Raw genomic sequence first — 24,509 nt, 5'->3', positions numbered from 1 at the left:
GGTCGTACCCGTTGGTGTGCGTCAGTGCGCGTCAGTGCGCGTCGAACCCGCCGCTGCCCGGCGGCGTCGACGACCGATCGATCTCGACCCGGTTCTTGCCTTCGTGCTTCGCGCGATAGAGCGCGCGGTCGGCCGCCTCGATCAGCAGGGTCGTCGGCAGGCCGGGCGCGGGCACGATGCTCGCGCCGCCGATGCTGATCGTCACGGTGTGGTTGCCGGTCGACGAATGCGCGTGCCGCAGCCGCAGCGCCTCGACCGCGAGCCGGATCTTCTCGCCGAGCAGCCGCGCGGCGCCCGGCGACGTGGCCGGCATCACGACCGCGAATTCCTCGCCGCCGAAGCGCGCCGCGAGATCGCCCGACTGCCCGAGGCAGCGCTCGATCGTCGACGCGATCTGCTTGAGCACGCTGTCGCCCGACACGTGCCCGTACGTGTCGTTGTACAGCTTGAAGTTGTCGACGTCGATCATCAGCAGCGACAGCTCGCTGCGCTCGCGCGTGCCGCGCCGCCACTCGGCGGCCAGGTATTCGTCGAGATAGCGCCGGTTCGACAGTCCGGTCAGGCCGTCGGAATGCGTGAGGCGCCGCAGTTCGAGATTGGCCTCGAGCAGTTGCTGCTGCGATTGCCGCAGCGCGCGATAGGCTTCGTCGCGCTGCAGCAGGTTCAGGTACGAGCGCGAATGGTAGCGGATGCGCGCGACGAGCTCGATGCGATCGGGCAGCTTGACCAGGTAGTCGTTCGCGCCGGACGCGAACGCGGCGCTCTTGATCACCGGTTCCTCCTGCGTCGACAGCACGATGATCGGCACGTCGCGCGTCGCCGGATTCGCGCGGTACGCCTTGACGAGGCTCAGCCCGTCGGTGCCCGGCATCACGAGGTCCTGCAGGATCACGGTCGGGCGCGTCTCGATCGCGGTGGCCATCGCGTCGTCCGAGCGCGGGCAGTAGTGGAAGTCGATGCCTTCCTCGTCGACGAGCGCGCGCCGCACGGCTTCCGCGACGATCGTCTGGTCGTCGACCAGCAGCACCATCGCCGGCACGTCGGCGGGCGACGCGGTCGGGCCGCCGGGCGGGCGAGTCAGGTCAATCGTCATGGTCGATGCGGGTTGTTGCGGTCGTTGCAAGGGCGGGCATGGGTGTTGCGGACGGTCATCGTCGGGCTCAGATCCGTGCGAGCGCCGCCAGTTCGCCCGCGATGCGCCCGAGCGGCAGGATCGCACGCGCCGCGCCGAGCGTCGCGGCCGCCTTCGGCATCCCGTATACCGCGCTGGTCGCCTCGTCCTGCGCGATCGTATGGTAGCCCTTCATCCGCAGCGCCTTCAGGCCGATCGCGCCGTCGCGGCCCATCCCCGTCAGCAGCACGCCGATCACGCGGCCGGGCCAGTGTTCGGTCAGGCTGTTGAAGAACACGTCGACCGACGGACGATACGGCGTGGCGGCCGGCTCCCGCGTGTATTCGAGCGTGCCGGCGCGCGTGATGCGCAGGTGATCGTCGGTCGCGGCGAGCAGCGCGACGCCCGGCTGCGGTCGATCGCCTTCGCGGGCGACGCGCACGGCGAGCCGGGTCTGGCCGTCGAGCCATTGCGCCATGCCTTCGGCGAACGCGCGATCGACGTGCTGCACGATCACGATCGGCGCATTGAAATCGGCCGGCAGGCTGCCGAGGATCGACGCGAGCGCGCCGGGGCCGCCGGCCGATGCGCCGATCGCGACCAGCGGGCCGCCGCCGTTGCGCGCGGCCGTGCCGGCGATGCGCGGGCCGCCCGGCGCGTCGAGCAGGCGGCCGATCTGGTCGATCTTCGCGAGCAGCAGTTTCGTCGTGTCGCCGGCCGCGCCGTCGCCGAGCCGCGGCGTGTCGACCGCGTCGAGCGCGCCGGCGCCCATCGCCTCGAACACGCGCCACGCGTTCGCGCCGATGCAGCTCGTCACGATCAGGATCGCGCATGGTCGTTCGGAGCGCATGATCCGCCGCGTCGCTTCGATCCCGTCGAATTTCGGCATGATCAGGTCCATCAGCACGATGTCGGGCGGCTGCGCGGCGCACAGTTCGACGGCCTGCGCGCCGTCGGTCGCGACCCACAGCACGCGGTGCTCGGGCCGTCGCGCGATCGCGCGGCGCATCGCCTCGACGGCAAGCGGGAGGTCGTTGACGATGCCGATGTTCACAAGCGGAATTCTCCGGTCGGTTCGTAGTGTTGGAGGTGGGCCGGGTTCATGGAAGGGCGTAGCCTGTTCGGCGCTGCCGGGCGGCATCGGCGGCCGGACGGCGCGGCATTCTTTTCGGTTGGCGACGCCCGAATGCTGTCATGCGGCGCGAGCGGCGGCAATCGAAAAATGTGCGCATGATGCCGTTTCAGTGCGTTTCCTCTATGGCCGTGCGGCATTGCCCGCAAGCGGGCCGGTCGATCCTGCCCGGACCGGCCGTGAAAGTCCGCATGTTACCGTGTCGGCATCGACAAAAAAGAAAGGAGGGAGCCGGATGACCGCGCCCCATACCGTACTCGTCAGCCGCGACCCGCATGCGCCGATCGTGATCGAGCAGGACGGCCGTTTGCTGTACCGGATCTACATCGAGAGCGGACACGCGTCGTTCTACCGCGATTTTCCGGTCGAACCCGATGCGGTGCGCGTGCTGCGCGACGATGCCGAGCGCTACTACTTCCTGTTCGCGGCGCTTCACCATCCGTACCAGTTGAGCGCGACGAACCTCTCCGACGCGGAACGCGCGCGTTATTTCGGCACGATCCTGTTTGCCGGCCGCGACGAGGTCGAAGCCTTCATGACGGAGCGCGATCGCGCCAGCCACGGCGCGGTGGCGAATCTGCTGCAAATCTTCACGCAGGCCGACTACCGGCAACTGCGCGAGGGCCGGTGGTTCGGCATGGGCGCGGGCACGCCGGCCGCGTAGCGGTCGCGACCGGGTCGCCGGCGGCACGCTGGACGCGCCGCCGCGTCGTCAATGGCTGCGCGCGTAGCCCTGGATCAGCGCGCGCATCATCCCTTCGACCGTCGCGTCGAGCAGGTCGTCTTCCTGCTCGGCTTCCTCGACGAGCGCGGCATAGGCGGTCGCGAGCGTCACGCGGTCGACTTCCTGGCGTTGCTCCATCAGCGTCACCATCCCGTCCTTCGCCAGATGGGCGGAGAACGCGCGGCTGCCGATGGTCTGGAATACGTCAATCATGGCGGCTCTCCCGTACGTTGCCGATGCTTTTCAGTGTAGTCGGCGTCCCGGGCCCGCGCCACGCGCGCCGGCCGGCCCGCCCGATTCGTCCGATGAAACGTGGCCGACACACGGCGCGGGCACGGTGTCCGTCGGCTTCAACGTTTACCCGAACCGGCAAATTGTCGACTTTTTATCGATAAAGTCTCGTGTTAGATTTCGCCGTCCGAGCCCGATGCAAACCGGGCCGGCCGCGCGTGGCCGACGTGCCGCACGTCCAGACACAAGGAGGGGAAATGCTGGTGCTGATTGGGGTGCCGATCGTCGTGATCGGCTTCGCGCTGCGCTTCAATGCGCTGCTGGTGGTCACGATCGCGGGGCTCGCGACGGGGCTCGCGGGCGGGCTGAATCTCGTCGACATCGTCAGCGCGTTCGGCAAGGCGTTCACCGAGAACCGCTACATGGGGCTGATCTGGCTCACGCTGCCGGTGATCGCGCTGCTCGAGCGCAACGGGCTCAAGGAGCAGGCGAAGCGGATGATCTCGCGGGTGCAGGCGGCCACCACGGGCCGCGTGCTGATGCTGTACTTCGTGCTGCGCCAGGCGACGGCCGCGCTCGGCCTCACGTCGCTCGGCGGCCACGCGCAGATGGTGCGGCCGCTGATCGCGCCGATGGCCGAGGCCGCCGCGGTCAGCCGGCACGGCGAGCTGCCCGAGTCGGTGCGCCAGCAGATCCGCGCGCATGCGTCGGGCGCCGACAACGTCGCCGTGTTCTTCGGCGAGGACATCTTCATCGCGATCCAGTCGATCCTGCTGATCAAGGGCTTTCTCGAACAGAACGGCCTCTCCATCGAGCCGCTGCACCTGTCGGTGTGGGCGATCCCGACCGCGATCGCCGCGCTGCTGATCCACTGCACGCGCCTCGCGCTGCTCGACCGCCGGCTCGCGCGCGGCTTCGGCCTGGTGAAGCAGGAGGGCGCGCGATGATCGGCCTCGAATCGCTGTACACGCTCGCGGGGCTGATGTTCGCCGCGTTCGCGTATTTCAACCTGACGGATCGCACGAACCCGCGGCGCGTCGTCAATTTCGCGTTCTGGGCGATCTACGCGGTCACGTTCCTGTTCGGCGCGCTGCTGCCGCATGTCGTGACGGGCTGCCTCGCGATCGCGCTCGCGGTGATCGCCGGCTCCGGCAAGCTCGGCCGCGGCCAGTCCGACGAGGCCGGCGAAGCGGCGGCCGTGCGGCGCGAGACGCTCGCGCAGCGCTTCGGCAACCGGCTGTTCCTGCCCGCGCTGCTGATTCCGGTCGTCACGCTGATCGGCACGTTCGCGTTGAAGAGCGTGCCGTTCGTCGAGTCGAAGAGCGTGACGCTGATCTCGCTCGTGCTCGGCACGATCGTCGCGTTCGTCGTCGCGCTCGCGATGCTGCGCGATTCGCCCGTGCATGCGCTGAAGGAAGCACGCCACACGATGGACGCGGTCGGCTGGGCCGCGATCCTGCCGCAGATGCTCGCGGCGCTCGGCGCATTGTTCGCGGTGGCGGGCGTCGGCGGCGTGGTGTCGGGGCTCGTGAAGGAGTGGGTGCCGATCGATTCGCCGTTCGCGGTGGTCGCGGCCTATACGGTCGGCATGGCGCTCTTCACGATGATCATGGGCAACGGCTTCGCCGCGTTTCCGGTGATGACGGCCGGCATCGGCCTGCCGCTGATCGTCCACCAGTTCCACGGCAATCCGGCGATCATGGGCGCGATCGGGATGCTGAGCGGCTTCTGCGGTACGCTGATGACGCCGATGGCCGCGAACTTCAACATCGTGCCCGCGGCGCTGCTCGAACTGAAGGACAAGAACGGCGTGATCAAGGCGCAGTGGCCGACGGCCGTGCTGCTGCTGGCCGTGAACACGCTGCTGATGTACGCGTTCGTATTCCGCTTCTGATTCGATGGACGAGAGATGCTCATGACCGACCGACTCACCCCCGAACTCGCTTCGAAATTCGCGTCGCTCGCGCTCGCGCACCTGACCCGCGAATATCCGAACAAGCTCACGCATGCGCTCGAAGGGCCGCACGACGTGCAGGGCCCGCGCGCATTGCACCCGATCTTCTACGGCAGCTACGACTGGCACTCGTGCGTGCACGGCTACTGGCTCGTGCTGCGCGTGCTCGAACGCTACCCGGCATTGCCGGAGGCCGAGCGCATCGTCGCGATCGTCGACGCGCATTTCACCGACGCGAACGTCGCCGGCGAGCGCGCGTATCTCGCGCTGCCGCACAACAGCGGCTTCGAGCGGCCGTACGGCTGGGCGTGGCTGCTCGCGCTATCCGCGCAGCTCGAGCGGCTCGCGCTGAAGGGCGTGTTGCCGCAGGCCGCGCGCTGGGCGAAGACGATGGCGCCGCTGGCCGATCTGTTCGTGTCGCGCTTCGAGACTTTTCTGCCGAAGGCGACCTATCCGCTGCGCGTCGGCACGCACTTCAACACCGCGTTCGCGCTGGCGCTCGCGCTCGATTTCGCGCGCGATACGCAGCGCGACGGGCTCGCCGCGCTGATCGTCGATACCGCGAAGCGCTGGCACCTGAACGACGTCGCGTGCCAGGCGTGGGAGCCGTCCGGCGACGAATTCCTGTCGCCCGCGCTGATGGAGGCCGAGCTGATGCGGCGCGTGCTGCCGGCCGCCGAGTTCGACGGCTGGTTCGCGCGCTTTTTGCCGGACCTCGCGCGCGGCGAGCCGGCGACGCTGTTCGAGCCGGCGACCGTCAGCGATCGCAGCGACGGCAAGATCGCACACCTCGACGGGCTGAACCTGAGCCGTGCATGGTGCCAGCGTTCGCTGGCCGGCGCGCTGCCGGAAGGCGATGCGCGGCGCGCGAAGCTGCTCGACGCGGCCGACCGGCATCTCGCGAGCGCGCTCGCGCACGTGGCCGGCGATTACATGGGCGAGCACTGGCTCGCGACGTTCGCGTTGCTCGCGCTGGACGCGTAGCGCGCGAAACCCCGCCGGCCGCAAGGTCTTCGGCCCGCGGCTATACTCGCCGCTCGGGCCGCTTCGCGCCGCGCATGCGGCGCGAAGCGCGCCATCCGCCAGTTCGCCGCCTCGCCATGGACAAGCTCATCTCCTATGTCGCCGCGATCCACGGGCTCGCCGGCCCGGTGCAGATCGCGTCGCACGCCACGTCGCACGACCGCTGGACCGACGACGACGTCGAGGTCACGCGCGACGAAACCGAATACCGTTTCGACAACGGCGCGATCGTGCGCCGCTCGGTCGAGCAGGACCGCGCGCCGTCCGACCTGCTGTGCGCCGAATGCTGGATCGACTACGACGTGCTGCGCCATCCCGATGCGCAGCCGATCAATCCGACGCGGCTGACGTTCGACAACGCATGCCGCGAAACCTTCTGGCTGCGCTACCACCTCGCATGAGCGCGCGACCGCGCGCAGGCACGAGCGCGCGCGGCCGCGTCAACCCGGCGACGCGCCTTCAGTCGCATGCAGCAGCGGCGCGAGCCGCGTGGCCGCGTCGCGCATCTTCTGCACGTTCTCCAGCAGATCGTTGAGCGTCGCGCGCGCGGTCGGTGCATGCACGGCGAGCGCCGCGAGCACGCGACCGCTCGCCGCATCCTTCACCGGCACCGCGACGGCCACCATTCCGCGTACGAATTCCTCGTTGTCGATGCCGACGCCGCGCGCGGCCAGCCGGTCGAGCTCGGCCGCGAGCAATTGCGCATCGGTCAGCGTCCGGTAGGTCATCTTCTGCAACGTGAGCCGCGCGAGCAGCGCGTTGCGCTCCAGCGCATTCATCTGCGACAGGAACAGCTTGCCGCTCGCCGTGCAATGCAGCGGCACGCGCATGCCGGGCCGCATCTCGAGCCGCAGCGGTTCGGTGGTCTCGACGCGTTCGACGTACAGCACCGTGTCGCCGTCGAGCGCGGTGAGGTTGCAGGTCTCGCCGAGCACGTCGACGAGCGCGCGCAGTACCGACCGGCAACCGCGCGTAAACGTGTTGTTCGACAGCGCCGCGAGCGCGAACTGCGCGGCGCGCGGGCCGAGCGCGATGCCGCGATCGTGGCCGCGCGAGTCGGGCATGTGGATCACGTAGCCGCGCGTTTCGAGCGATTCGATCAGGCGCAGCAGCGTCGCCTTCGGGATGTGCAGCCGTGCGGCGAGCTGCGACAGCGTGTACGGCTGTCCGGCCGCGGCCAGCGCTTCGAGCACGGCGAGCGCGCGCAGCACGCGCGCATCGTCGGCGGGCGCGCCGTCGGGCGGCGCGGGGGCGGTGTCGCGCATGTGTCTCCTCCGTCGGGATCGGCGTGCGTCCCGGGATGGTGTGTGCGAGAGAAATGAAACGAATTGAACGGTTTTTGTACCACATTCGCGGCGTGGACAATAAATCGGCTTGTACGTGGTCCGTGTGCTCAATAAATTTGGACAAAACATACCGGATTTTTCGAATACCCCGGAACGGAGACACGGAATGACACGCAGCTTCGACTATGTCGTGGTCGGCGCAGGATCGGCCGGTTGCGTCCTCGCCAACCGGCTGTCCGACGGCGGCCGCCATACGGTGTGCCTGCTGGAGGCGGGCCCCGCCGACAACTACATGTGGATCCACGTGCCGATCGGTTATGGCAAGACGATGTTCCACCCGGTGTACAACTGGGGCTTTCATACCGATCCCGATCCGAACATGCACAACCGCCGCTTGTACTGGCCGCGCGGCCGCACGCTCGGCGGCTGCAGCTCGATCAACGGGCTGATCTACGTGCGCGGGCAGCAGCAGGACTACGACCACTGGGCCGCGCTCGGCAATCGCGGCTGGAGCTGGCGCGACTGTCTGCCGTATTTCCGGCGGCTCGAACACAACACGCTCGGCGAAGGCCCGACGCGCGGCACCGGCGGCCCGCTGTGGGCGTCGGCGATCCGGCAGCGGCACGAACTCGTCGATGCGTTCGTCGCCGCGTCGAACCGGCTCGGCGTGCGCACGGTCGACGATTTCAACACGGGCGACCAGGAGGGAGTCGGCTACTACCAGCTGACGACGCGCAACGGCCTGCGCTGCTCGACCGCGGTCGCGTACCTGAAGCCCGCGCGCGGACGGCCGAACCTGCACGTCGAGACCGACGCGCAGGCGCTGAAGGTGCTGTTCGACGGCGCGCAGGCGTCCGGCGTGCGCTACGTGCAGCACGGCAAGGTGCACGAGGTGCGCGCGCTGCGCGAGGTGATCCTCGCGGCCGGCGCGCTGCAGTCGCCGCAATTGCTGCAGGTGTCGGGCGTCGGGCCCGCCGCGCTGCTGGACCGGCACGGGATTGCGGTCGTGGCCGATCGGAAGGGCGTCGGCGAGAATCTGCAGGATCATCTGCAGGTACGGCTGATCTACGAGGTGACGAAGCCGATCACGACCAACGACGAGCTGCATTCGTGGGTCGGCCGCGCGAAGATGGGGCTGCAATGGGCGCTGTTCCGCGGCGGCCCGCTCGCGATCGGGATCAACCAGGGCGGGATGTTCTGCCGCGCGTTGCCGGACGAATCGGCGACGCCCGACATCCAGTTCCATTTCTCGACGCTGTCGGCCGATTCGGCGGGCGGCAGCGTGCATCCGTTTCCCGGCTGCACGTACTCGATCTGCCAGTTGCGGCCCGAATCGCGCGGGACCGTACGGATTCGGACCGACGATGCGCGCGACGCGCCGTCGATCCAGCCGAACTATCTCGACACCGAGCGCGACCGCCGCACGACGGTCGCCGGCGTGCGCTTCGCGCGCCGTGTCGCGGCCGCCGAGCCGATGGCGCCGCTGATGAAGCGCGAGGTGCGGCCCGGCGCGGACGCGCAGACGGACGACGAGCTGCTCGAGTTCTGCCGCGAGTACGGGCAGACGATCTTCCATCCGTCCGGCACCGCGAAAATGGGCGTCGCGAGCGATCCGCTCGCGGTCGTCGACGAGCGGCTGCGCGTGTATGGCACGCGCGGCTTGCGCGTGGTCGACTGCTCGATCATGCCGACGCTCGTATCGGGCAATACCAACGTGCCGATCGTGATGGTCGCCGAGAAGGCGTCCGACATGATCCTCGAGGACGCGCGCGAGGCCGATCGCGGCCGCAGCGTCGCGCCGGCCGCCGAGGCGCTCGCGTAGCGCGCAGCGCCCGCGCGGCCCGTGCTCCTGCGCCCGGACGGCCGCCGCGCGCTCATCGATGCCCCCGCCGGCACGGCGTCGGGGCAGGTTGCGGCGCATCCTTACCTGGAGAAGCTCGCATGGCAATCGATTCCCGGGTCGTCCGACGCGTGGCCGCGGCCAGCGTGATCGGCGCGACCGTCGAGTGGTACGACTTTTTCCTGTACGGCGTGGTCGCCGGCATCGTGTTCGACAAGCAGTACTTTCCGTCCGGCGACGCGTTCGTGTCGACCATGCTCGCGTATGCGACGTTCGCGGTCGGCTTCGTCACGCGGCCGCTCGGCGGCTTGCTGTTCGGTCATCTCGGCGACCGCGTCGGGCGCAAGTCGGCGCTGATCCTGACGATGCTGATCATGGGCGTGTCGACGGCCGGCGTCGCGTTCCTGCCGACCTACGCGCAGATCGGCATGTGGGCGCCCGTGCTGCTGCTGACGCTGCGCGTGCTGCAGGGGATCGGCCTCGGCGGCGAGTGGGGCGGCGCGGTGCTGATGGCATACGAATACGCGCCGCCGCACCGCCGCGGACTGTATGCGAGCCTGCCGCAGATCGGTCTCGCGATCGGGCTGTGTCTCGCGGCCGGCGTCGTCGCGGGGCTGTCGCGCGCGCTGCCGGACGCCGCGTTCCTCGCATGGGGCTGGCGCGTCGCGTTCGCGGCGTCGCTGCTGCTCGTCGCGGTCGGCTTCTACATCCGCACGCGCGTGGCCGACACGCCCGAGTTCGTTGCGCTCAAGCGTCAGCGGCGCGACACGAAGCTGCCGGTGGTCGAGCTGCTCGGCAACTACCGGCAGGCGATCCTGCTCGGGATGGGCGCGCGCTATATCGACGGCGTGTTCTTCAACGTGTTCGCGGTGTTCTCGATCGGCTACATGACGCGCAACCTGTCGATCTCGCGCGGCGACGCGCTGCTCGGCGTGATGAGCGCGGCCGTCGTGATGTGCGGGTTCATCCCCGTGTTCGGCAGCCTGTCGGACCGGCTCGGCCGTGCGCGCGTGTACCGGTGGGGCGCGACGCTGTGCGGGCTGTCGGTGCTGCCCGCGTTCTGGCTGCTGCAGACGCAGTCGACGAACCTGCTCGCCGTGTGGCTCGCGCTGGTGATTCCGTTCGGGATCTTCTATGCGATGGCGTACGGGCCGGAGGCCGCGCTGTTCGCGGAGCTGTTCGACGCGAACGTGCGTTACACGGGCATTTCGTTCGTCTACCAGGTGTCGGGCATCTTCGCGAGCGGCCTCACGCCGATCGTCGCGACCGCGCTGCTGCGTGCGAACGGCGGCGCGCCGTGGCTCGTCGGGGTTTACGTGATGTTGTCTGCACTCCTGTCGATCGTGTCCGCGCGGGCGATCGAGAAACGCGGCGGCGTGGCCGGCGTCGCGGTACGCGCGACGTGACGCCCGCGCCGGGCGGGCGGTGGTGTGCGGGGTCGTATCGGCGCCGGGGCGCCGGCGGCCTCGCGTTCGCGCTGGCCGCGCGCCACCGGTCGCTCCGCGTTGCCGGCCGCCAGGCGGCCGGCGCGCTGGCCTGACTGCCGGCCCAGGCGCTGGTCCAAGCGAATCCGGCCCACTGGCCCTACCTGCGGTAAATCGGCCTGCCTACACTTTCCTCGACAGATCGCCGCATGGAAGCATCTGCACACGATCGACCCGAAGAGAACGATCAGGAGACAGGCATGACCAACAGGCAGTCGGCAGCATCCGCCCGCGCGGCGGACACGCGCCCCGCATCAGTCAGTCGAATCGCCTCGCGCGCCGGTTGCGGCGCAACGGGCATGCCCGCAACGGAGGGCTGACCATGTCGACCCCTTCCATCGAACGCACCACGAGCGGCTTCGCCGGCGGCCGGCCGAACGACACGCGTTACGACCCGACCTACGATCCGCTCGTGTCGCCAGGCCCCGGCTGCGGCAAGCAATACGCGCCGACCTACTGGGTCGCGACGGCCGGCACTCCGCCGGCCGACGACGGCCCCGTCACGCGCGATCTCGACGTCGACGTCGCGATCATCGGCGCCGGCTATACGGGCCTCGCGACCGCGCTGTGCCTCGCGCGGGATCACGGCATCAAGGCCGTCGTGCTCGAGGCCAACCGCACCAGCTGGGGCTGCAGCAGCCGCAACGGCGGGCAGGGGCAGAACGCGTCGGGCCGGCTGTCGCGCTCGCAGTGGATCGAGCGCTGGGGCAAGGACGTCGCGCTGAAGATGCACGACGAGATTCTCGAAGGCTTCGAGCACTTCAAGTCGCTCGTATCGGAAATCGACTGCGATCCGCAGCCGGGCGGCCATTTCCTGATCGCGCATCGCCCGCGCATCATGGCGAAGCTCGCGGCCGAGGCGAAGGTGTGGAAGGACGTGTTCGGCTATCCGTCCGAACTGCTGAGCGCGGAGACGTTCCGCCGTGAATTCATCAACGACCACGAGGCGGCCGGCGCGCTGCACGAGCCGGAAGGCATCGGCATCCATGCGCTGAAACTCGCGTTCGGCTACCTGCGTCTCGCACGCGAAGCCGGCGCGAAGGTGCATACGAGCAGCCCCGTGCTCGGCTTCGAGACGATCGACGGCGTGCACCACCTGCGCACGCCGGGCGGCGTGGTGCGGGCTCGCGCGGTCGGCATCGCGACCGGCGCGTACACCGCGCAGACGCTGCATCCGTCGCTGCGCAGCAAGGTGATGCCGATCCTGTCGAATTCGATGGTCACGCGGCCGCTGACCGACGCCGAGATCGATGCGTGCAACTTCCGCACGACGCAGGTGCTGACCGACACGCGCACGCTGCGCTTCTACTATCGTTTCCTGCCCGATCGCCGGCTGCAGATCGGCAGCCGCAGCGCGATCACCGGCGACGATGCGCCGAACCCGCGCCACCTCGATTTGCTGAAGGAAGGCATGGCGCGCAAGTTTCCGGCGCTGCGCGGCGTCGAGATCGATTACTCGTGGTGGGGCTGGGTCGACGTGAGTCACGACATGATGCCGCGCGTGTGCCAGCCCGATCCGCGGCAATCCGTGTACTACGCGCTTGGCTACGGCGGCAACGGCGTGTCGTATTCGCAGCAGGCCGGCCGTCGGCTCGCCGAGCAGATCGCGGGGAAGGGCGCACGCCAGACGCTGCCGATCTTCACGTCGCCGCTGCCCGGTCACCCGTTCGCGCCGTTCCGGCGTATCGGGCAGCGGATGCTCTACCTGTCGTACTTCAGGAACGACGAAAAGCCGTGAGCGCGGGGCGCACCACCCGGCGCGACGCAAGACCGCGCGCGCCGGGCAACCCGACACAATAAAAGCCACAGAAATCCGTGCGGCCGGGGCTGCAGGTGCCCCTGCACGCGCCGTCGCCGGCGGCGCCCGCGTTCACCCGAAGGTGACGCGGGCGGCGCCGGACAACTGGATATGGAGAAGACATGCAACCCTCGATGAACCAGAGTGACCTGAAGTGTGGGCTCAAGCAGCGCCACATGACGATGATCGCGCTTGGCGGCGTGATCGGTGCCGGGCTGTTCGTCGGCAGCGGCGTGGTGATTCAGCAGACCGGGCCGGCCGCGATCCTGTCGTTCCTGATCACGGGCGGGCTGGTCGTGCTCGTGATGCGGATGCTCGGCGAGATGGCGTGCGCGATGCCGGCCGTCGGTTCGTTCTACGAGTACGCGCGGCTCGCGTTCGGCAACTGGCGCGGGCCCGGCAGGATGGCGGGCTTCCTGACCGGCTGGATGTACTGGTATTTCTGGGTGATCGTCGTCGCGCTGGAAGCGGTCGCGGGCGCCAGGCTGATCCAGTTCTGGCTGCCCGACACGCCGGCGTGGATCATCAGTCTCGCGCTGCTGGTCGTGCTGACGCTCACGAACCTGATCTCGGTCGGCAGTTACGGCGAATTCGAATTCTGGTTCTCGTCGATCAAGGTCGGCGCGATCGTCGTGTTCCTGTTCCTCGGCGGCCTCTACGTGCTCGGCATGTGGCCCGCGTCGATGCACACGACGGCCGTGCTGCCGACGCTGCTCGGTCACGGCGGCTTCATGCCGCTCGGCATCGGGCCGGTGATGAGCGGGGCGGTCGCGGCCACCGGGTTCTACTTCGGCGCGGAAATCGTCACGATCGCGGCGGCCGAGGCGAAGGAGCCGGCCAAGGCGGTTGCGAAGGCAACCAACTCGGTGATCACCCGCGTGCTGGTGTTCTACGTCGGCTCGGTCGCGCTCGTCGTCGCGCTGGTGCCGTGGAATTCCGCGCAGATGGCCACGCCGTACGTGAGCGCGCTGGAAGTGATGGGCCTGCCGGCCGCCGCCAACGTGATGAACGCGATCGTGCTGACCGCCGTGCTGTCCGCGCTCAACTCGGGCCTCTATGCGGCCTCGCGGATGCTGTTCGCGCTGACCCGCCACGGCGACGCGCCGGCCGCGCTCGCGAAGGTCAACAAGCGCGGCGTGCCGGTGCGCGCGATCCTGCTCGGCACGGTGTTCGGCTACGTGTCGGTCGTGATGTCGTACGTGTCGCCCGATACCGTGTTCGCGTTCCTCGTCAATTCGTACGGCACCGTCGCATTGTTCGTGTACGTGCTGATCGCGTTCTCGCAACTGCGCCTGCGCAAGCGTCTGGACCCGGTCGCCGCCAGCAAGCTGCGCGTGAAGATGTGGGCGTACCCGTACCTGACCTGGGTCGCGATCATCGGCATGGTCGGCATCCTCGTCGCGATGGCGTTCATCCCGGATCAGCGCAAGCCGCTCTGGCTCGGCGTCGCGAGCCTCGGCGTACTCGTGGTCGCGTACGGGCTGACGCGCCGCGGCCGCCGCGAGCATCTCGACGACAGCGAACTGCTCGCGTATCCGCCGCGTTGACGGGCGGCACCGCATGGCGCCGAAGGCCCGGTGCATGCGCCGGGCCTTCGCGCATGCGGCCCGCGGGGGAGCCGGCGCAACTATCGGGCCGACCGATAGCACCGATCAGAGGATGCGACTTTATGTCGGGCGCCGGCCGGCATAGCATGGATGAACCGATTCACCGGTGCGCGGCAACGACGCGCACCGTCATCCGCGAACGAGGACAGACGATGGAACATCGGGCACGCGAGCGCGACGAGCAGGCCGAGATCAAGACGACGACCTGCTACATGTGCGCATGCCGCTGCGGCATCCGCGTACACCTGCGCGACGGCGAAGTACGCTATATCGACGGCAATCCGCACCATCCGCTGAACCAGGGCGTCATCTGCGCGAAAGGTTCGTCGGGGATCATGAAGCAGTACTCGACCGCGCGGCTCACGCAGCCGCTGATGCGCAAGCCGGGCGCGGAGCGCGGCGATGCGCAGTTCGAGCCGGTGTCGTGGGAGGTCGCGTTCGACGTGCTCGAAAAGCGCCTGTCGCACCTGCGCGCGACCGATCCGAAGCGTTTCGCGCTGTTCACGGGCCGCGACCAGATGCAGGCGCTCACGGGCCTGTTCGCGAAACAGTTCGGTACGCCGAACTATGCGGCGCACGGCGGGTTCTGCTCCGCGAACATGGCGGCCGGGATGATCTACACGATCGGCGGCTCGTTCTGGGAGTTCGGCGGCCCCGATCTCGACCACGCGAAGCTGTTCTTCATGATCGGCACCGCGGAGGATCATCATTCGAATCCGCTGAAGATCGCGCTCGGCAAGTTCAAGCGCGCGGGCGGCCGCTTCATCGCGATCAATCCGGTGCGCACCGGTTACGCGGCGATCGCCGATGAATGGATTCCGATCCGCCCCGGCACCGACGGCGCGCTGTTCATGGCGCTGATGCACGAGTTGATCGCGCGCGATGCGTTCGACCACGAATTCGTGTCGCGCTTCACGAACGCGGCGGAACTGGTCGACCGGCGCGACGGCGCCGACACGTTCGGGCTGTTCGTGCGCGACGCCGACGCGCCGGAGGTCAACCCGCTGTATCCGCAGAACCGGATGTGGTGGGACACGAAGACGAACCGCGCGGTGCTGCACCACACGGATGGCGCGGAGCCGGCGCTCGACGGCCGCTATACGCTCGACGACGGCACGCCGGTCGCGCCGTCGTTCACGCTGCTGCGCGAACAGGTGGCCGCTTGCACGCCCGAATGGGCGGCCGACATCACCGGCATCGCGGCCGACACGATCCGCCGCCTTGCCCGCGAGATGGAGACGGTCGCGCGCGAGCAGGCGATCGAGCTGCCGGTGCGCTGGACCGATTCGTGGGGCCAGGCGCACGAATCGGTGAAGGGCGTGCCGATCGCGTTCCACGCGATGCGCGGGCTGGCCGCGCATTCGAACGGCTTCCAGACGATCCGTGCGCTCGCGGTGCTGATGTCGCTGCTCGGCACGATCGACCGGCCGGGCGGCTTTCGCCACAAGGCGCCGTATCCGCGCGCGGTGCCGCCGTCGGCGAAACCGCCGAACGATCCCGACCAGATCAAGCCGAACACGCCGCTCGCGAGCGGCCCGCTCGGCTGGCCGGCCGGCCCCGAGGACCTGTTCGTCCATCCGGACGGCACGCCCGCGCGGCTCGACAAGGCGTTCTCGTGGGAATACCCGCTCGCGGTGCACGGGCTGATGCATTCGGTGATCACCAATGCATGGCGCGGCGATCCCTATCCGATCGATACGCTGCTGATCTTCATGGCCAACATGGCGTGGAATTCGTCGATGAATACGACGGAAGTGCGCAAGATGCTGGTCGACAAGCGCGCCGACGGCGAATACCGGATTCCGTTCCTGGTCGTATGCGATGCGTTCGCATCGGAGATGACCGCGTTCGCCGACCTGATCCTGCCCGACACGACCTACCTCGAACGGCACGACGTGATGTCGGTGCTCGACCGGCCGATCTCCGAATTCGACGGGCCGGTCGATTCGGTGCGCGTGCCCGTCGTGCCGCCGACCGGTGAGTGCAAGCCGTTCCAGGAAGTGCTGATCGAGCTGGCGAGCCGGCTGAAGTTTCCGGCCTTCACGACGCCGGACGGGCAGCGCAAGTACCGCGACTATCCGGATTTCGTCGTCAATTTCCAGACCGCGCCGGATTCGGGCACCGGCTTCCTGATCGGCTGGCGCGGCAAGGACGGCGAGAAGGCCGTCGTCGGCGAGCCGAACCCCGACCAGTGGAAACGCTATGCGGAGAACGACTGCGTGTACCACTACCGGTTGCCGGAATCGCTGCAATACATGCGCAACTGCAACGGGCCATACATGCAGTGGGCGGTCGACAACGGGATGCGCAAGTTCGGCGTGCCGATCGTGATCCAGCTCTACTCGGACGTGATGCAGAAATTCCGGCTCGCCGCGCAGGGCCGCACGTCGGGCCGCCAGCCGCCGGATCATCTGCGCGAACGCATCGCGCGTTACTTCGACCCGTTGCCGTTCTGGCATCCGTCGCTCGAAAGCGGGCTGACCGATGCGAACCGCTATCCGCTCGCGGCGATCACGCAGCGGCCGATGGCGATGTACCACTCGTGGGATTCGCAGAACGCGTGGCTGCGGCAGATCCACGGCGAGAACCACCTGTTCGTGAACCCGGTGACGGCCGCCGCGCAGCAGATCGACGACGGCGCATGGATCTACGTCGAATCGCCGTGGGGCAAGGTGCGCTGCCGCGCGCGCTACAGCGAGGCGGTCGAGCCCGGCACCGTGTGGACCTGGAACGCGATCGGCAAGGCGGCCGGCGCGTGGAACCTCGGCCCCCACGCGGGCGAATCGCAGCGTGGCTTCCTGCTCAATCACGTGATCACCGACGAGTTGCCCGACGCGGCCCGAGGCGGTGCGCGGCTGTCGAATTCCGATCCGGTGACCGGGCAGGCCGGCTGGTACGACGTGCAGGTGCGGATCTACCCGGCCGAAGCGGATGCGGCGACCACGCTGCCGCAGTTCGCGCCGATGCCGCCGCTGCCGGGCACGCCGCGCGTGCTGCAACGCGTGCAGGCGTATTTCGCGGGAACCGGCGCATTCGCCGCGCGGCTGCGGCGCGCGGCGTCGGCGGGCCCGAAGTCCGACGATCGCTAAGCGAAGGAGCGCAACCATGACCCAGATGGCCCTCGTCATCGACCTGAACGTGTGCGTCGGCTGCCATGCCTGCGTGACGAGCTGCAAGGAATGGAACACGTCCGGCGAAGCCGGCAGCCTTGCCGATCTGCGTCCGTACGACGACGATCCGTCCGGCACGTTCTTCAACCGCGTGCAGACCTACGAGGCCGGCGTGTTCCCGATGACGGACACGATCCACTTCCCGAAGTCGTGCCTGCACTGCGAGGACCCGCCGTGCGTGCCGGTCTGCCCGACCGGCGCGAGCTTCAAGCGCAAGTCGGACGGCATCGTGCTGGTCGACTACGACAAGTGCATCGGCTGCAAGTACTGCGCATGGGCATGTCCGTACGGCGCGCGCGAACTCGACGAAGGCCGCAAGGAGATGACGAAGTGCACGCTGTGCGCGGACCGCATCGACAACGAAGCGCTGCCCGAGCGCGATCGCAAGCCGGCCTGCGTGCTCGCCTGCCCGACGTCGGCGCGGCTGTTCGGCGACGTGCACGACCCGGAATCGGACGTGTCGCGCGCGATCCGCGACCGCGGCGGCTATGCGCTGATGCCCGAGTGGGGCACGCGGCCGTCGAACCATTACCTGCCGCGCGTGAAGACCGAAGCATCGTGCGGATGCGGCAGCAGCGGCGGGTGCGGCAGCGCATCGAACGGGCGCGACGACGAATCGTTCGAGGCCCGCGCGGCGCGCGGCGACATCGATCTCGTGTCGCTGGCGACCCCGCGCTGAGCGACGCGCATTTCATTCAGACACAGACGGAGTTTCCATGCGCCCAGCCTTTTCGGTCGTTTTTCTCACCACGCTGTGCGGCGCCGCACAGGGTCTGCTGCTGACGCTCGTGATCGTCGAGGCGCTGGCGCGGCTGGCCGGCGTTGACGTCGGCGCCCCGTTCTACGTGACCGGGGCCGCGCTGTCGGTCGCACTCGGCGTGCTCGGCCTGTTCGCGTCGTTCTTCCATCTCGGCCACCCGGAGCGCGCGTGGCGCGCGATCGCGATGTGGCGTACGTCGTGGCTGTCGCGCGAGTGCATCGCGCTGCCGGTGTTTCTCGCCTGCGCGTTCGCGTATGGCGCGGCGCATCTGTTCGCGTGGCCCGGCACGCTGCTGATCGGTGCGGCGGGCGCGCTCGCGAGCGTCGCGCTGTTCGTCTGCACGGCGATGATCTACGCGTGCCTGCGCTTCCTGCAGGAATGGGCGAGCCCGCTGACGCTCGTGAACTTCGTGCTGCTCGGCTGCGCATCGGGCTGCACGCTCGCGACGGCCTGCGCCGCGTGGCTCGCGCCGACGCTGGTCGGCCGGCTCGCGGCGGCCGCCTGCGTGCTGACGTTCGCCGGTGGCGTGGCGCGGCTCGCGTCGCTCGCACGCAATGCACGGCTGCGGCCGAAGTCGACCGTGCAGAGCGCGACGGGGATTCGTCACGCGAAGGTCGAACAGAAGTCGCGCGGCTTCACGGCCAGCGCGTTCAACACGAAGGAGTTCTTTCACGGGCAGGGCAACGGCACGCTGCGCGCGGTGAAGGCCGGCTTCCTGATCGGCGCATTCGCGGTGCCGTTCGTGCTGACCGGCGCCGGCGCGTTCGCGCCGACTTCGATCGCGGCGGCCGTCGCGCTCGGCGCGGCGTTCGTGATCCAGTACGCGGGGCTGGTGGCGGAACGCTGGTTCTTCTTCGCGGATGCGCGGCATCCGCAGAACCTCTACTACCAGCGCGCGTCATGACGCGGCCGGCGCGCCGCCGCGCGGCACTAGAAGGTCTTCGCGAGCGCGCGGGCCGCTTCCTGCAGCCGCGGCACGTGGTCGAGCAGCCGCGACAGCGGCGCGCGCGACACCGGCGCATGGACGGCGACCGCGGCGATGCACGCGCCGTCGTCGTCGAGCACCGGCGCCGCGATGCAGACGATCCCCGCGACGAATTCCTCGTTGTCGATCGCGATGCCCTTGTGCGCGGTGCGGTCGAGTTCGGCTTCGAGCAATTCCGGGTCGGAGATCGTGTTCGGCGTATGGCGCGGCAGCGCCATCGTGCGCACCAGCGCCGCGCGTTCGTCGCGCGGCAGCAGCGCGAGCAGCAGCTTGCCGCTGGCGCTGCAGTAAGCGGGCACGCGCGAGCCGGGTTTCAGGTCGAGCCGCAGCGGCCAGTCGGCTTCCACGCGGTCGAGATAGACGACTTCCGTGTCGTGCAGGGCGGTCAGGTTGCAGGTCTCGGCGAGGTCGGCGACGAGCCGTTCGAGGATCGCATGGCGCAGCCGGCGCGTGCCCGCGTGCAGCATCACGCCGGTGCCGAGCCGCGCGAGGCGCGGGCCGACCGCATACGCGTTCTTGCGGCCCGGCTCCCGGATCACGAGCCCGCCGGCTTCGAGCGACGCGAGCATCCGGTGCAGCGAGGCCTTCGGGATATCGACGTCGCGCGCGAGATCGGCGAGCGACACGGCGTCGCCGGCCTGGACGAGATGTTCGAGCAGCGCGAAGGCGCGCAGCGTGGGCGTATCCGCGGGCAGCATGTCGGGCGTTCCGGAAACTGGACTGCGGCCATTGTACCGAACGGTCCGGCAGGCCGGCCGCACGGGGCGGCGGGGGCCGGCAACCCGGCCCGCATTTTCGGCAGCGGAACGCATCGTTCCGTCAACAGGATCGACGCAGGCGCCATCGACGCCTGCGCAACAGGCAACGACAGGAGCGCCACGCGATGGATGGGGTAACGAACAAGCCGGACTGCATGGTGTCGGTCCGCGAACGGTTCGGTTTCGACTCGGACCTGATGGTGCCCGCGTTCGGCGCGCGCGACGATCACGTGCCCGATATCGACGACGCGTACCGCTTCAACCCGGACGTCACGCTCGCGATTCTCGCGGGCTTCGCGCGCAACCGCCGCGTGCTCGTGCAGGGGATGCACGGCACCGGCAAGTCGACCCATATCGAGCAGGTCGCGGCGCGGCTGAACTGGCCGTGCGTGCGCGTGAACCTCGACGGTCACATCAGCCGGCTCGACCTCGTCGGCAAGGACGCGATCGTCGTGCGCGACGACGTGCAGGTGACCGAGTTCCAGGAAGGGATCGTGCCGTGGGCGCTGCAGCGTCCGGTCGCGCTGATCTTCGACGAATACGATGCGGGGCGGCCCGACGTGATGTTCGTGATCCAGCGGATCCTGGAGCGCGACGGCAAGTTCACGCTGCTCGACCAGAATCGCGTGATCCATCCGCATCCGTCGTTCCGGCTGTTCGCGACCGCGAACACGGTCGGGCTCGGCAACCTGAACGGGCTCTACCACGGCACGCAGATGCTCAACCACGCGCAGATGGACCGCTGGAACGTGGTCGCGACGCTCGACTACCTGCCGCGCGACGAGGAGATCGGCATCGTGCGCGCACGCGTGCCGGCACTCGCGGACGAAGCCGGCCGCCCGCTGCTCGAATCGATGGTGAGCCTGGCCGAGCTGACGCGCAACGGTTTCGCGACCGGCGATCTGTCGACGCTGATGTCGCCGCGCACGGTGATCAACTGGGCCGAGAACTGCCAGATCTTCCGCGATCCGGCGCTCGCGTTCCGGCTGACGTTCCTGAACAAGTGCGACGACGCGGAGCGGCCGGTCGTCGCCGAGTATTACCAGCGCTGCTTCGGCGAGGAACTGGCGGTCGCGTCGCGCGCCGGCGGCGGCGAGCCGGGAGCGGGACGGTGAGCGCCGATCGCGACGCGGCGCGCCGCGCCGCCGCGCGCGAAGCGCTGGGCGCGTCGACCGTGCGGGCGCTGACGCGCGATGCGGCGCTGCATTACCGTGCGGGCCGCGTGTGCCGCGACCTGCGGCCGCTGCCGATCCATGCACCGCACCTGCGCGCGCAGGCCGCCGACGACGATCTCGCGTCGTGGCGCGGCGCGGCCGACGGCGCGGCGTTGCGCATCCTGCACTCCGATGCCGACCTGCATCGTGCGCTGTCCGGCTACGATCCGGTCGAACGTGTGCTGTTCGAGATGCTCGAGCAACTGCGCTGCGAATCGCTCGCGCCGGCCGCCATGCGCGGCGTCCTGCTGAACCTGCGCCATCGTTTCGAAACCTGGTCGCGCGCGTTTCACCGGTCGGGGCAGGCCGATACGCATGTCGGAATCCTGGTCTACACGGTCGCGCAGATCGCGTGGTCGCGGCTGACCGGCTGGCCCGTGCTCGAGGAAACGGAAGACCTGATCGAAGCGCCGCGCGCGGCGATCGTGCCGGAAATCGGCGTGGCGCTTGCCGGGCTGCGCCGCTGCCGGCACGACCAGCGCGCGTTCGCCGGCCACGCGTTGGCGCTGGCGCGGCGCATCGCGTCGATGATCCGCGACGCACGCGCGGCCGTCGTCGAAACGCAGACGGAAGACGCGCGCGAGCAGGACGACGCGCTGACGAATTTCTCGCTGTGGGTCGATTTCGACGACACGGGCATCGACCTGCCGGCGCTCGTGGAGACCGGCGACAGCGTCGTGCTGCACGGCGGCGGCGCCACGTATCGGGCGTACACGACGCGCTACGACCGCGAATTCAAGCCGGCCGCGCAGATCCGCGCGGCGTTGCTGCGCGAGTATCGCGACCGGCTCGACGCGCAGGTCGCCGCGCAGCGGATTAACGTCACGCGGCTCGCGCGCGTGCTGCGCGCGGCGCTCGTCGTGCCGCAGGCCGACGGCTGGTCGTTCGGCGAGGAACACGGCCGCCTCGACGGCCGCCGGCTCGCGCAACTCGTCAGCTCGCCGGCCGAGCGGCGGCTGTTCCGGCTCGAACGCGTGCGGCCGCATGCCGATTGCGTGCTCGCGTTCCTGATCGACTGCTCGGGGTCGATGAAGGCGTGGATCGACGGCGTCGCGCTGATGGTCGACACGCTGGCGCGTGCGGGCGACGCCGCGGGCCTCGCGACCGAAGTGCTGGGTTTCACGACGCTTGCGTGGAACGGCGGCCGCGCGCGCCTGGACTGGCTCGCGCGCGGCAAGCCGCGCCATCCGGGGCGCCTCAACGAAACCGGCCACCTGGTGTTCAAGGATGCCGACACGCGCTGGCGGCACGCGCGCGCCGGCATTGCCGCGCTGTTCAAGGCCGACCTGTTTCGCGAAGGGATCGACGGGGAAGCGGTCGACTGGGCGTGCGCGCGGCTCGCGGCGCGGCCGGAAGCGAGAAAGATCCTCGTCGTGATCTCGGATGGCAGCCCGATGGACGGCGCCACCGCACTGGCGAACGATCCGTTCTACCTCGACAACCATCTGAAGCAGGTGGTCGCCCGCCAGGAAGGGGCCGGCCGCGTCGACGTGCTCGGGCTCGGCGTCGGGCTCGATCTCGGCCCGTACTACCGGCACCGGCTCGCGATCGATCTCGTATCGCCCCCGGACATGAAGCGGCTCGTCGAAATCGCCGGCTGGATCGGCGCGCGACGGTGAAGCCGGAAGGAGTCAGCCGCGATGCAGCAGCGGCGGCAGCGACGTCGCGATCAGCCCGACGCCGATCGCCATCAGCACGCCGAACGCGAGCCGGCGCAGCGCGACCGGCGACAGCGGCGGCGGGTAGTGCCGGCCGGCGACCGTCGTCAGCATCACGACCGGGGTCGCGAGCGCGGCCAGCAGCCAGATGTCGCGATCGAGCTGGCCTTCGCACGCGCTGTACAGCACGCGCGTGGCCGACGTGGTCGTGAACAGCACGATCAGCGCGCAGCGGATCTGCACGAGCGTCAGCGGCTGCCGGTAGAACTGGAAGATCAACGGCGGCCCCGACACGCCGAACATCCCGCTCAGCAGCCCGCCGAAGATGCCGCTGACGAAGAAGCTGCGGTTGTCCGAGCGTTCCGTCAGCGGCGTCGGCCGCAGCGCCGCGCTCAGGCCGCCGTACAGCACGACCACGCCGAGGATCAGTTGCAGCAGGTCGGCCGCCGAGCGGCTCAGGCATTCGAGCAGCACCACGCCGGCGACGACCGACGGCAGGATGCCGAGCGTCGCCGCGCCGACCGCCCGCCAGTCGATGTGATGCAGCCGGCCCGGCAGCGCGGTCGCGCCGTTCGCGAGCGACACGACGCTCATCAGCGTCGCGACCGTGGCGAGCGGCGCGAGCCCGAAGCCGCTCGTCACGCCCATCACGATCATCCCGAGGCCGAAACCCGTGACGGTCTGGAAATAGCTGCCGGCGCCGATCACCGCGATCAGGATCGCCAGTTTGTCGGCCGTCATGCGGGTGCGACCTCGCCGGTCGCGGCCCGTTGCATGGCCGCTTGCGCCTGCACGGTGGTCGCCGCGATCACGTGATACACGTCGTCGGCGCCGCAGCCGCGCGACAGGTCGTTCGCAGGCCGGCGCAAGCCCTGCAACAGCGGGCCGACGGCCTTTGCGCGGCCGATCCGCTCGGCGAGCTTGTAGCCGATGTTGCCGGCTTCGAGGCTCGGGAACACGAGCACGTTCGCGTGGCCGCCGACCTGCGAATGCGCGATCTTGCGCTCGGCGATTTCCGCGACGATCGCCGCGTCGAGCTGCACGTCGCCGTCGATCGCGAGCGCCGGGCGCAGTTCGCGCACGCGCGCGGTCGCGGCCGTCACCTTGTCGACCGCCGCATGGTGCGCGCTGCCGCTCGTCGAGAACGACAGCATCGCGACGCGTGGTGCTTCGCCGAGCAGCGCGTGCGCGCTGTCGGCGGCGGCCATCGCGATCTCGGCGAGCTGGCCGGCGTCCGGATCGACGACGAGCGCGCAGTCGGAGAAGATCAGCCCGCCCTTGATCGTATGGAACGGCTCGCACAGCATCATCAGGAAGAAGCTCGACACGATCCGGAACGCCGGATCGACGCCGATCAGCTGGATCGCCGCGCGCACCACGTCGGCCGTCGCATGCACGGCGCCCGCGACCGAGCCGTCCGCGTCGCCGAGCCGCACCATCAGGTTCGCATGGCAGAGCGGGTCGAGCACCGCGTCGCGCGCGGCGTCGGCCGTCATGCCCTTGGCTTTGCGCAACGCGTGCAGCGCGTCGGCATACGCGTCGCGTTGCGGGGCGGTGGCCGGATCGACGAGCGTCATGCCGTCGAGGTCGAGTGCGTCGCGCGCGGCCGCCGCGTGGATGGCCGCACGGTCGCCGACGAGCACGATGCGGGCGATGCCGTCGCGTGTCGCGCGCGCGGCGGCATGCAGCACGCGCGGGTCGTCGGCTTCGCACAGCGCGATGCGCATCGGCTGGCGGCGCGCGGATTCGAGAATGCGGTCGAGGGCTTTCATCG

Annotated in this window: 21 protein-coding genes; 14 read left to right on the top strand and 7 right to left on the bottom strand. The window is 69.4% G+C overall.

Going from position 1 to position 24,509, the window contains the following annotated elements; all coding sequences use genetic code 11:
* Positions 1–31: 31 nt before the first annotated feature.
* A complete protein-coding gene (locus DTA15_RS24465) occupies positions 32–1,093 on the bottom strand; it encodes a diguanylate cyclase (RefSeq protein WP_012493253.1) in 1,062 nt (353 codons plus the stop codon).
* Between the two features lie 67 nt (positions 1,094–1,160).
* Positions 1,161–2,165, bottom strand: coding sequence for a chemotaxis response regulator protein-glutamate methylesterase (locus DTA15_RS24460; protein WP_006495190.1), 1,005 nt, complete (start codon positions 2,163–2,165; stop codon positions 1,161–1,163).
* A gap of 313 nt (positions 2,166–2,478) precedes the next feature.
* Here DTA15_RS24460 and DTA15_RS24455 point away from each other — a divergent pair, with 313 nt between their 5' ends.
* Positions 2,479–2,907 carry a hypothetical protein gene (locus DTA15_RS24455; RefSeq protein WP_006493317.1) on the top strand — a complete coding sequence of 143 codons (429 nt, stop codon included), beginning with the start codon at positions 2,479–2,481 and terminating at the stop codon, positions 2,905–2,907.
* Between the two features lie 48 nt (positions 2,908–2,955).
* Here the strand turns inward: DTA15_RS24455 and DTA15_RS24450 are convergent, their stop codons facing one another.
* Complete coding sequence (locus DTA15_RS24450; protein ID WP_006491315.1) at positions 2,956–3,180, bottom strand: hypothetical protein; 225 nt, start codon at positions 3,178–3,180, stop codon at positions 2,956–2,958.
* Positions 3,181–3,455: 275 nt separating this feature from the next.
* Here DTA15_RS24450 and DTA15_RS24445 point away from each other — a divergent pair, with 275 nt between their 5' ends.
* The 4 genes from DTA15_RS24445 to DTA15_RS24430 all read left to right on the top strand — a co-directional run bounded on the left by DTA15_RS24445 (position 3,456) and on the right by DTA15_RS24430 (position 6,576).
* Positions 3,456–4,145, top strand: coding sequence for a DUF969 domain-containing protein (locus DTA15_RS24445; RefSeq protein ID WP_006491314.1), 690 nt, complete (start codon positions 3,456–3,458; stop codon positions 4,143–4,145).
* A complete protein-coding gene (locus DTA15_RS24440; RefSeq protein WP_006491307.1) occupies positions 4,142–5,092 on the top strand; it encodes a DUF979 domain-containing protein in 951 nt (316 codons plus the stop codon). Before DTA15_RS24445 ends, DTA15_RS24440 begins: the two co-directional genes overlap by 4 nt.
* 21 nt (positions 5,093–5,113) lie before the next feature.
* Entirely contained in the window at positions 5,114–6,136 is a 1,023-nt protein-coding gene (locus tag DTA15_RS24435; protein WP_006491312.1) for a DUF2891 domain-containing protein, read from the top strand.
* 116 nt (positions 6,137–6,252) lie between these two features.
* Positions 6,253–6,576, top strand: a complete 324-nt coding sequence (locus tag DTA15_RS24430) for a hypothetical protein (protein ID WP_006491310.1) — start codon at positions 6,253–6,255, stop codon at positions 6,574–6,576.
* A 39-nt stretch (positions 6,577–6,615) separates the two neighbouring features.
* Here the strand turns inward: DTA15_RS24430 and DTA15_RS24425 are convergent, their stop codons facing one another.
* Positions 6,616–7,440 carry an IclR family transcriptional regulator gene (locus tag DTA15_RS24425; RefSeq protein WP_006491309.1) on the bottom strand — a complete coding sequence of 275 codons (825 nt, stop codon included), beginning with the start codon at positions 7,438–7,440 and terminating at the stop codon, positions 6,616–6,618.
* A 187-nt stretch (positions 7,441–7,627) separates the two neighbouring features.
* Between DTA15_RS24425 and DTA15_RS24420 the strand changes: the two genes are divergently transcribed.
* From DTA15_RS24420 to DTA15_RS24380, 7 genes are all read left to right on the top strand, one after another.
* Positions 7,628–9,283 carry a GMC family oxidoreductase gene (locus DTA15_RS24420; RefSeq protein WP_006491311.1) on the top strand — a complete coding sequence of 552 codons (1,656 nt, stop codon included), beginning with the start codon at positions 7,628–7,630 and terminating at the stop codon, positions 9,281–9,283.
* A gap of 119 nt (positions 9,284–9,402) precedes the next feature.
* Positions 9,403–10,707: an MFS transporter gene (locus tag DTA15_RS24415; protein ID WP_006483640.1), complete on the top strand. Its 1,305-nt coding sequence runs from the start codon at positions 9,403–9,405 to the stop codon at positions 10,705–10,707.
* Positions 10,708–11,107: 400 nt separating this feature from the next.
* Positions 11,108–12,523 (top strand): NAD(P)/FAD-dependent oxidoreductase, encoded by a 1,416-nt coding sequence (locus DTA15_RS24405; protein ID WP_006481990.1) that lies wholly within the window; start codon positions 11,108–11,110, stop codon positions 12,521–12,523.
* Between the two features lie 182 nt (positions 12,524–12,705).
* Positions 12,706–14,130: an amino acid permease gene (locus tag DTA15_RS24395; RefSeq protein ID WP_006491514.1), complete on the top strand. Its 1,425-nt coding sequence runs from the start codon at positions 12,706–12,708 to the stop codon at positions 14,128–14,130.
* A gap of 212 nt (positions 14,131–14,342) precedes the next feature.
* Positions 14,343–17,279 carry a molybdopterin oxidoreductase family protein gene (locus tag DTA15_RS24390; protein ID WP_012493255.1) on the top strand — a complete coding sequence of 979 codons (2,937 nt, stop codon included), beginning with the start codon at positions 14,343–14,345 and terminating at the stop codon, positions 17,277–17,279.
* 16 nt (positions 17,280–17,295) lie between these two features.
* Positions 17,296–18,039, top strand: coding sequence for a 4Fe-4S dicluster domain-containing protein (locus DTA15_RS24385; RefSeq protein ID WP_006481995.1), 744 nt, complete (start codon positions 17,296–17,298; stop codon positions 18,037–18,039).
* Between the two features lie 37 nt (positions 18,040–18,076).
* Positions 18,077–19,024: a dimethyl sulfoxide reductase anchor subunit family protein gene (locus tag DTA15_RS24380; RefSeq protein WP_006481994.1), complete on the top strand. Its 948-nt coding sequence runs from the start codon at positions 18,077–18,079 to the stop codon at positions 19,022–19,024.
* Between the two features lie 26 nt (positions 19,025–19,050).
* Here the strand turns inward: DTA15_RS24380 and DTA15_RS24375 are convergent, their stop codons facing one another.
* Positions 19,051–19,803: an IclR family transcriptional regulator gene (locus tag DTA15_RS24375; protein WP_006481989.1), complete on the bottom strand. Its 753-nt coding sequence runs from the start codon at positions 19,801–19,803 to the stop codon at positions 19,051–19,053.
* Between the two features lie 185 nt (positions 19,804–19,988).
* Here DTA15_RS24375 and DTA15_RS24370 point away from each other — a divergent pair, with 185 nt between their 5' ends.
* A complete protein-coding gene (locus DTA15_RS24370) occupies positions 19,989–20,978 on the top strand; it encodes an AAA family ATPase (protein ID WP_006491513.1) in 990 nt (329 codons plus the stop codon).
* Positions 20,975–22,696 (top strand): cobaltochelatase CobT-related protein, encoded by a 1,722-nt coding sequence (locus DTA15_RS24365; RefSeq protein WP_012493256.1) that lies wholly within the window; start codon positions 20,975–20,977, stop codon positions 22,694–22,696. The genes DTA15_RS24370 and DTA15_RS24365 overlap by 4 nt, the downstream gene beginning before the upstream one ends.
* Positions 22,697–22,708: 12 nt before the next feature.
* On the opposite strand, the gene DTA15_RS24360 is transcribed toward DTA15_RS24365, so the two are convergent.
* Together DTA15_RS24360 and pta are read right to left on the bottom strand one after the other, a co-directional pair.
* Positions 22,709–23,476: a sulfite exporter TauE/SafE family protein gene (locus tag DTA15_RS24360; RefSeq protein WP_006491153.1), complete on the bottom strand. Its 768-nt coding sequence runs from the start codon at positions 23,474–23,476 to the stop codon at positions 22,709–22,711.
* A complete protein-coding gene (pta, locus tag DTA15_RS24355; protein WP_012493257.1) occupies positions 23,473–24,507 on the bottom strand; it encodes a phosphate acetyltransferase in 1,035 nt (344 codons plus the stop codon). Before pta ends, DTA15_RS24360 begins: the two co-directional genes overlap by 4 nt.
* Positions 24,508–24,509 lie beyond the last annotated feature (2 nt).

It is taken from the genome of Burkholderia cenocepacia (assembly GCF_900446215.1).
Taxonomy (GTDB): Bacteria; Pseudomonadota; Gammaproteobacteria; order Burkholderiales; family Burkholderiaceae; genus Burkholderia; species Burkholderia cenocepacia.
This window is presented reverse-complemented; position numbering and strand designations above follow the sequence as displayed.

Bases quoted from the DNA above. Each gene is read 5' to 3' on its own strand.
- DTA15_RS24465 (WP_012493253.1), bottom strand. From the start codon at position 1,093: ATGACGATTGACCTGACTCGCCCGCCCGGCGGCCCGACCGCGTCGCCC.
- DTA15_RS24455 (WP_006493317.1), top strand. From the start codon at position 2,479: ATGACCGCGCCCCATACCGTACTCGTCAGCCGCGACCCGCATGCGCCG.
- DTA15_RS24450 (WP_006491315.1), bottom strand. From the start codon at position 3,180: ATGATTGACGTATTCCAGACCATCGGCAGCCGCGCGTTCTCCGCCCAT.
- DTA15_RS24445 (WP_006491314.1), top strand. From the start codon at position 3,456: ATGCTGGTGCTGATTGGGGTGCCGATCGTCGTGATCGGCTTCGCGCTG.
- DTA15_RS24440 (WP_006491307.1), top strand. From the start codon at position 4,142: ATGATCGGCCTCGAATCGCTGTACACGCTCGCGGGGCTGATGTTCGCC.
- DTA15_RS24435 (WP_006491312.1), top strand. From the start codon at position 5,114: ATGACCGACCGACTCACCCCCGAACTCGCTTCGAAATTCGCGTCGCTC.
- DTA15_RS24430 (WP_006491310.1), top strand. From the start codon at position 6,253: ATGGACAAGCTCATCTCCTATGTCGCCGCGATCCACGGGCTCGCCGGC.
- DTA15_RS24425 (WP_006491309.1), bottom strand. From the start codon at position 7,440: ATGCGCGACACCGCCCCCGCGCCGCCCGACGGCGCGCCCGCCGACGAT.
- DTA15_RS24420 (WP_006491311.1), top strand. From the start codon at position 7,628: ATGACACGCAGCTTCGACTATGTCGTGGTCGGCGCAGGATCGGCCGGT.
- DTA15_RS24415 (WP_006483640.1), top strand. From the start codon at position 9,403: ATGGCAATCGATTCCCGGGTCGTCCGACGCGTGGCCGCGGCCAGCGTG.
- DTA15_RS24405 (WP_006481990.1), top strand. From the start codon at position 11,108: ATGTCGACCCCTTCCATCGAACGCACCACGAGCGGCTTCGCCGGCGGC.
- DTA15_RS24395 (WP_006491514.1), top strand. From the start codon at position 12,706: ATGCAACCCTCGATGAACCAGAGTGACCTGAAGTGTGGGCTCAAGCAG.
- DTA15_RS24390 (WP_012493255.1), top strand. From the start codon at position 14,343: ATGGAACATCGGGCACGCGAGCGCGACGAGCAGGCCGAGATCAAGACG.
- DTA15_RS24385 (WP_006481995.1), top strand. From the start codon at position 17,296: ATGACCCAGATGGCCCTCGTCATCGACCTGAACGTGTGCGTCGGCTGC.
- DTA15_RS24380 (WP_006481994.1), top strand. From the start codon at position 18,077: ATGCGCCCAGCCTTTTCGGTCGTTTTTCTCACCACGCTGTGCGGCGCC.
- DTA15_RS24375 (WP_006481989.1), bottom strand. From the start codon at position 19,803: ATGCTGCCCGCGGATACGCCCACGCTGCGCGCCTTCGCGCTGCTCGAA.
- DTA15_RS24370 (WP_006491513.1), top strand. From the start codon at position 19,989: ATGGATGGGGTAACGAACAAGCCGGACTGCATGGTGTCGGTCCGCGAA.
- DTA15_RS24360 (WP_006491153.1), bottom strand. From the start codon at position 23,476: ATGACGGCCGACAAACTGGCGATCCTGATCGCGGTGATCGGCGCCGGC.
- pta (WP_012493257.1), bottom strand. From the start codon at position 24,507: ATGAAAGCCCTCGACCGCATTCTCGAATCCGCGCGCCGCCAGCCGATG.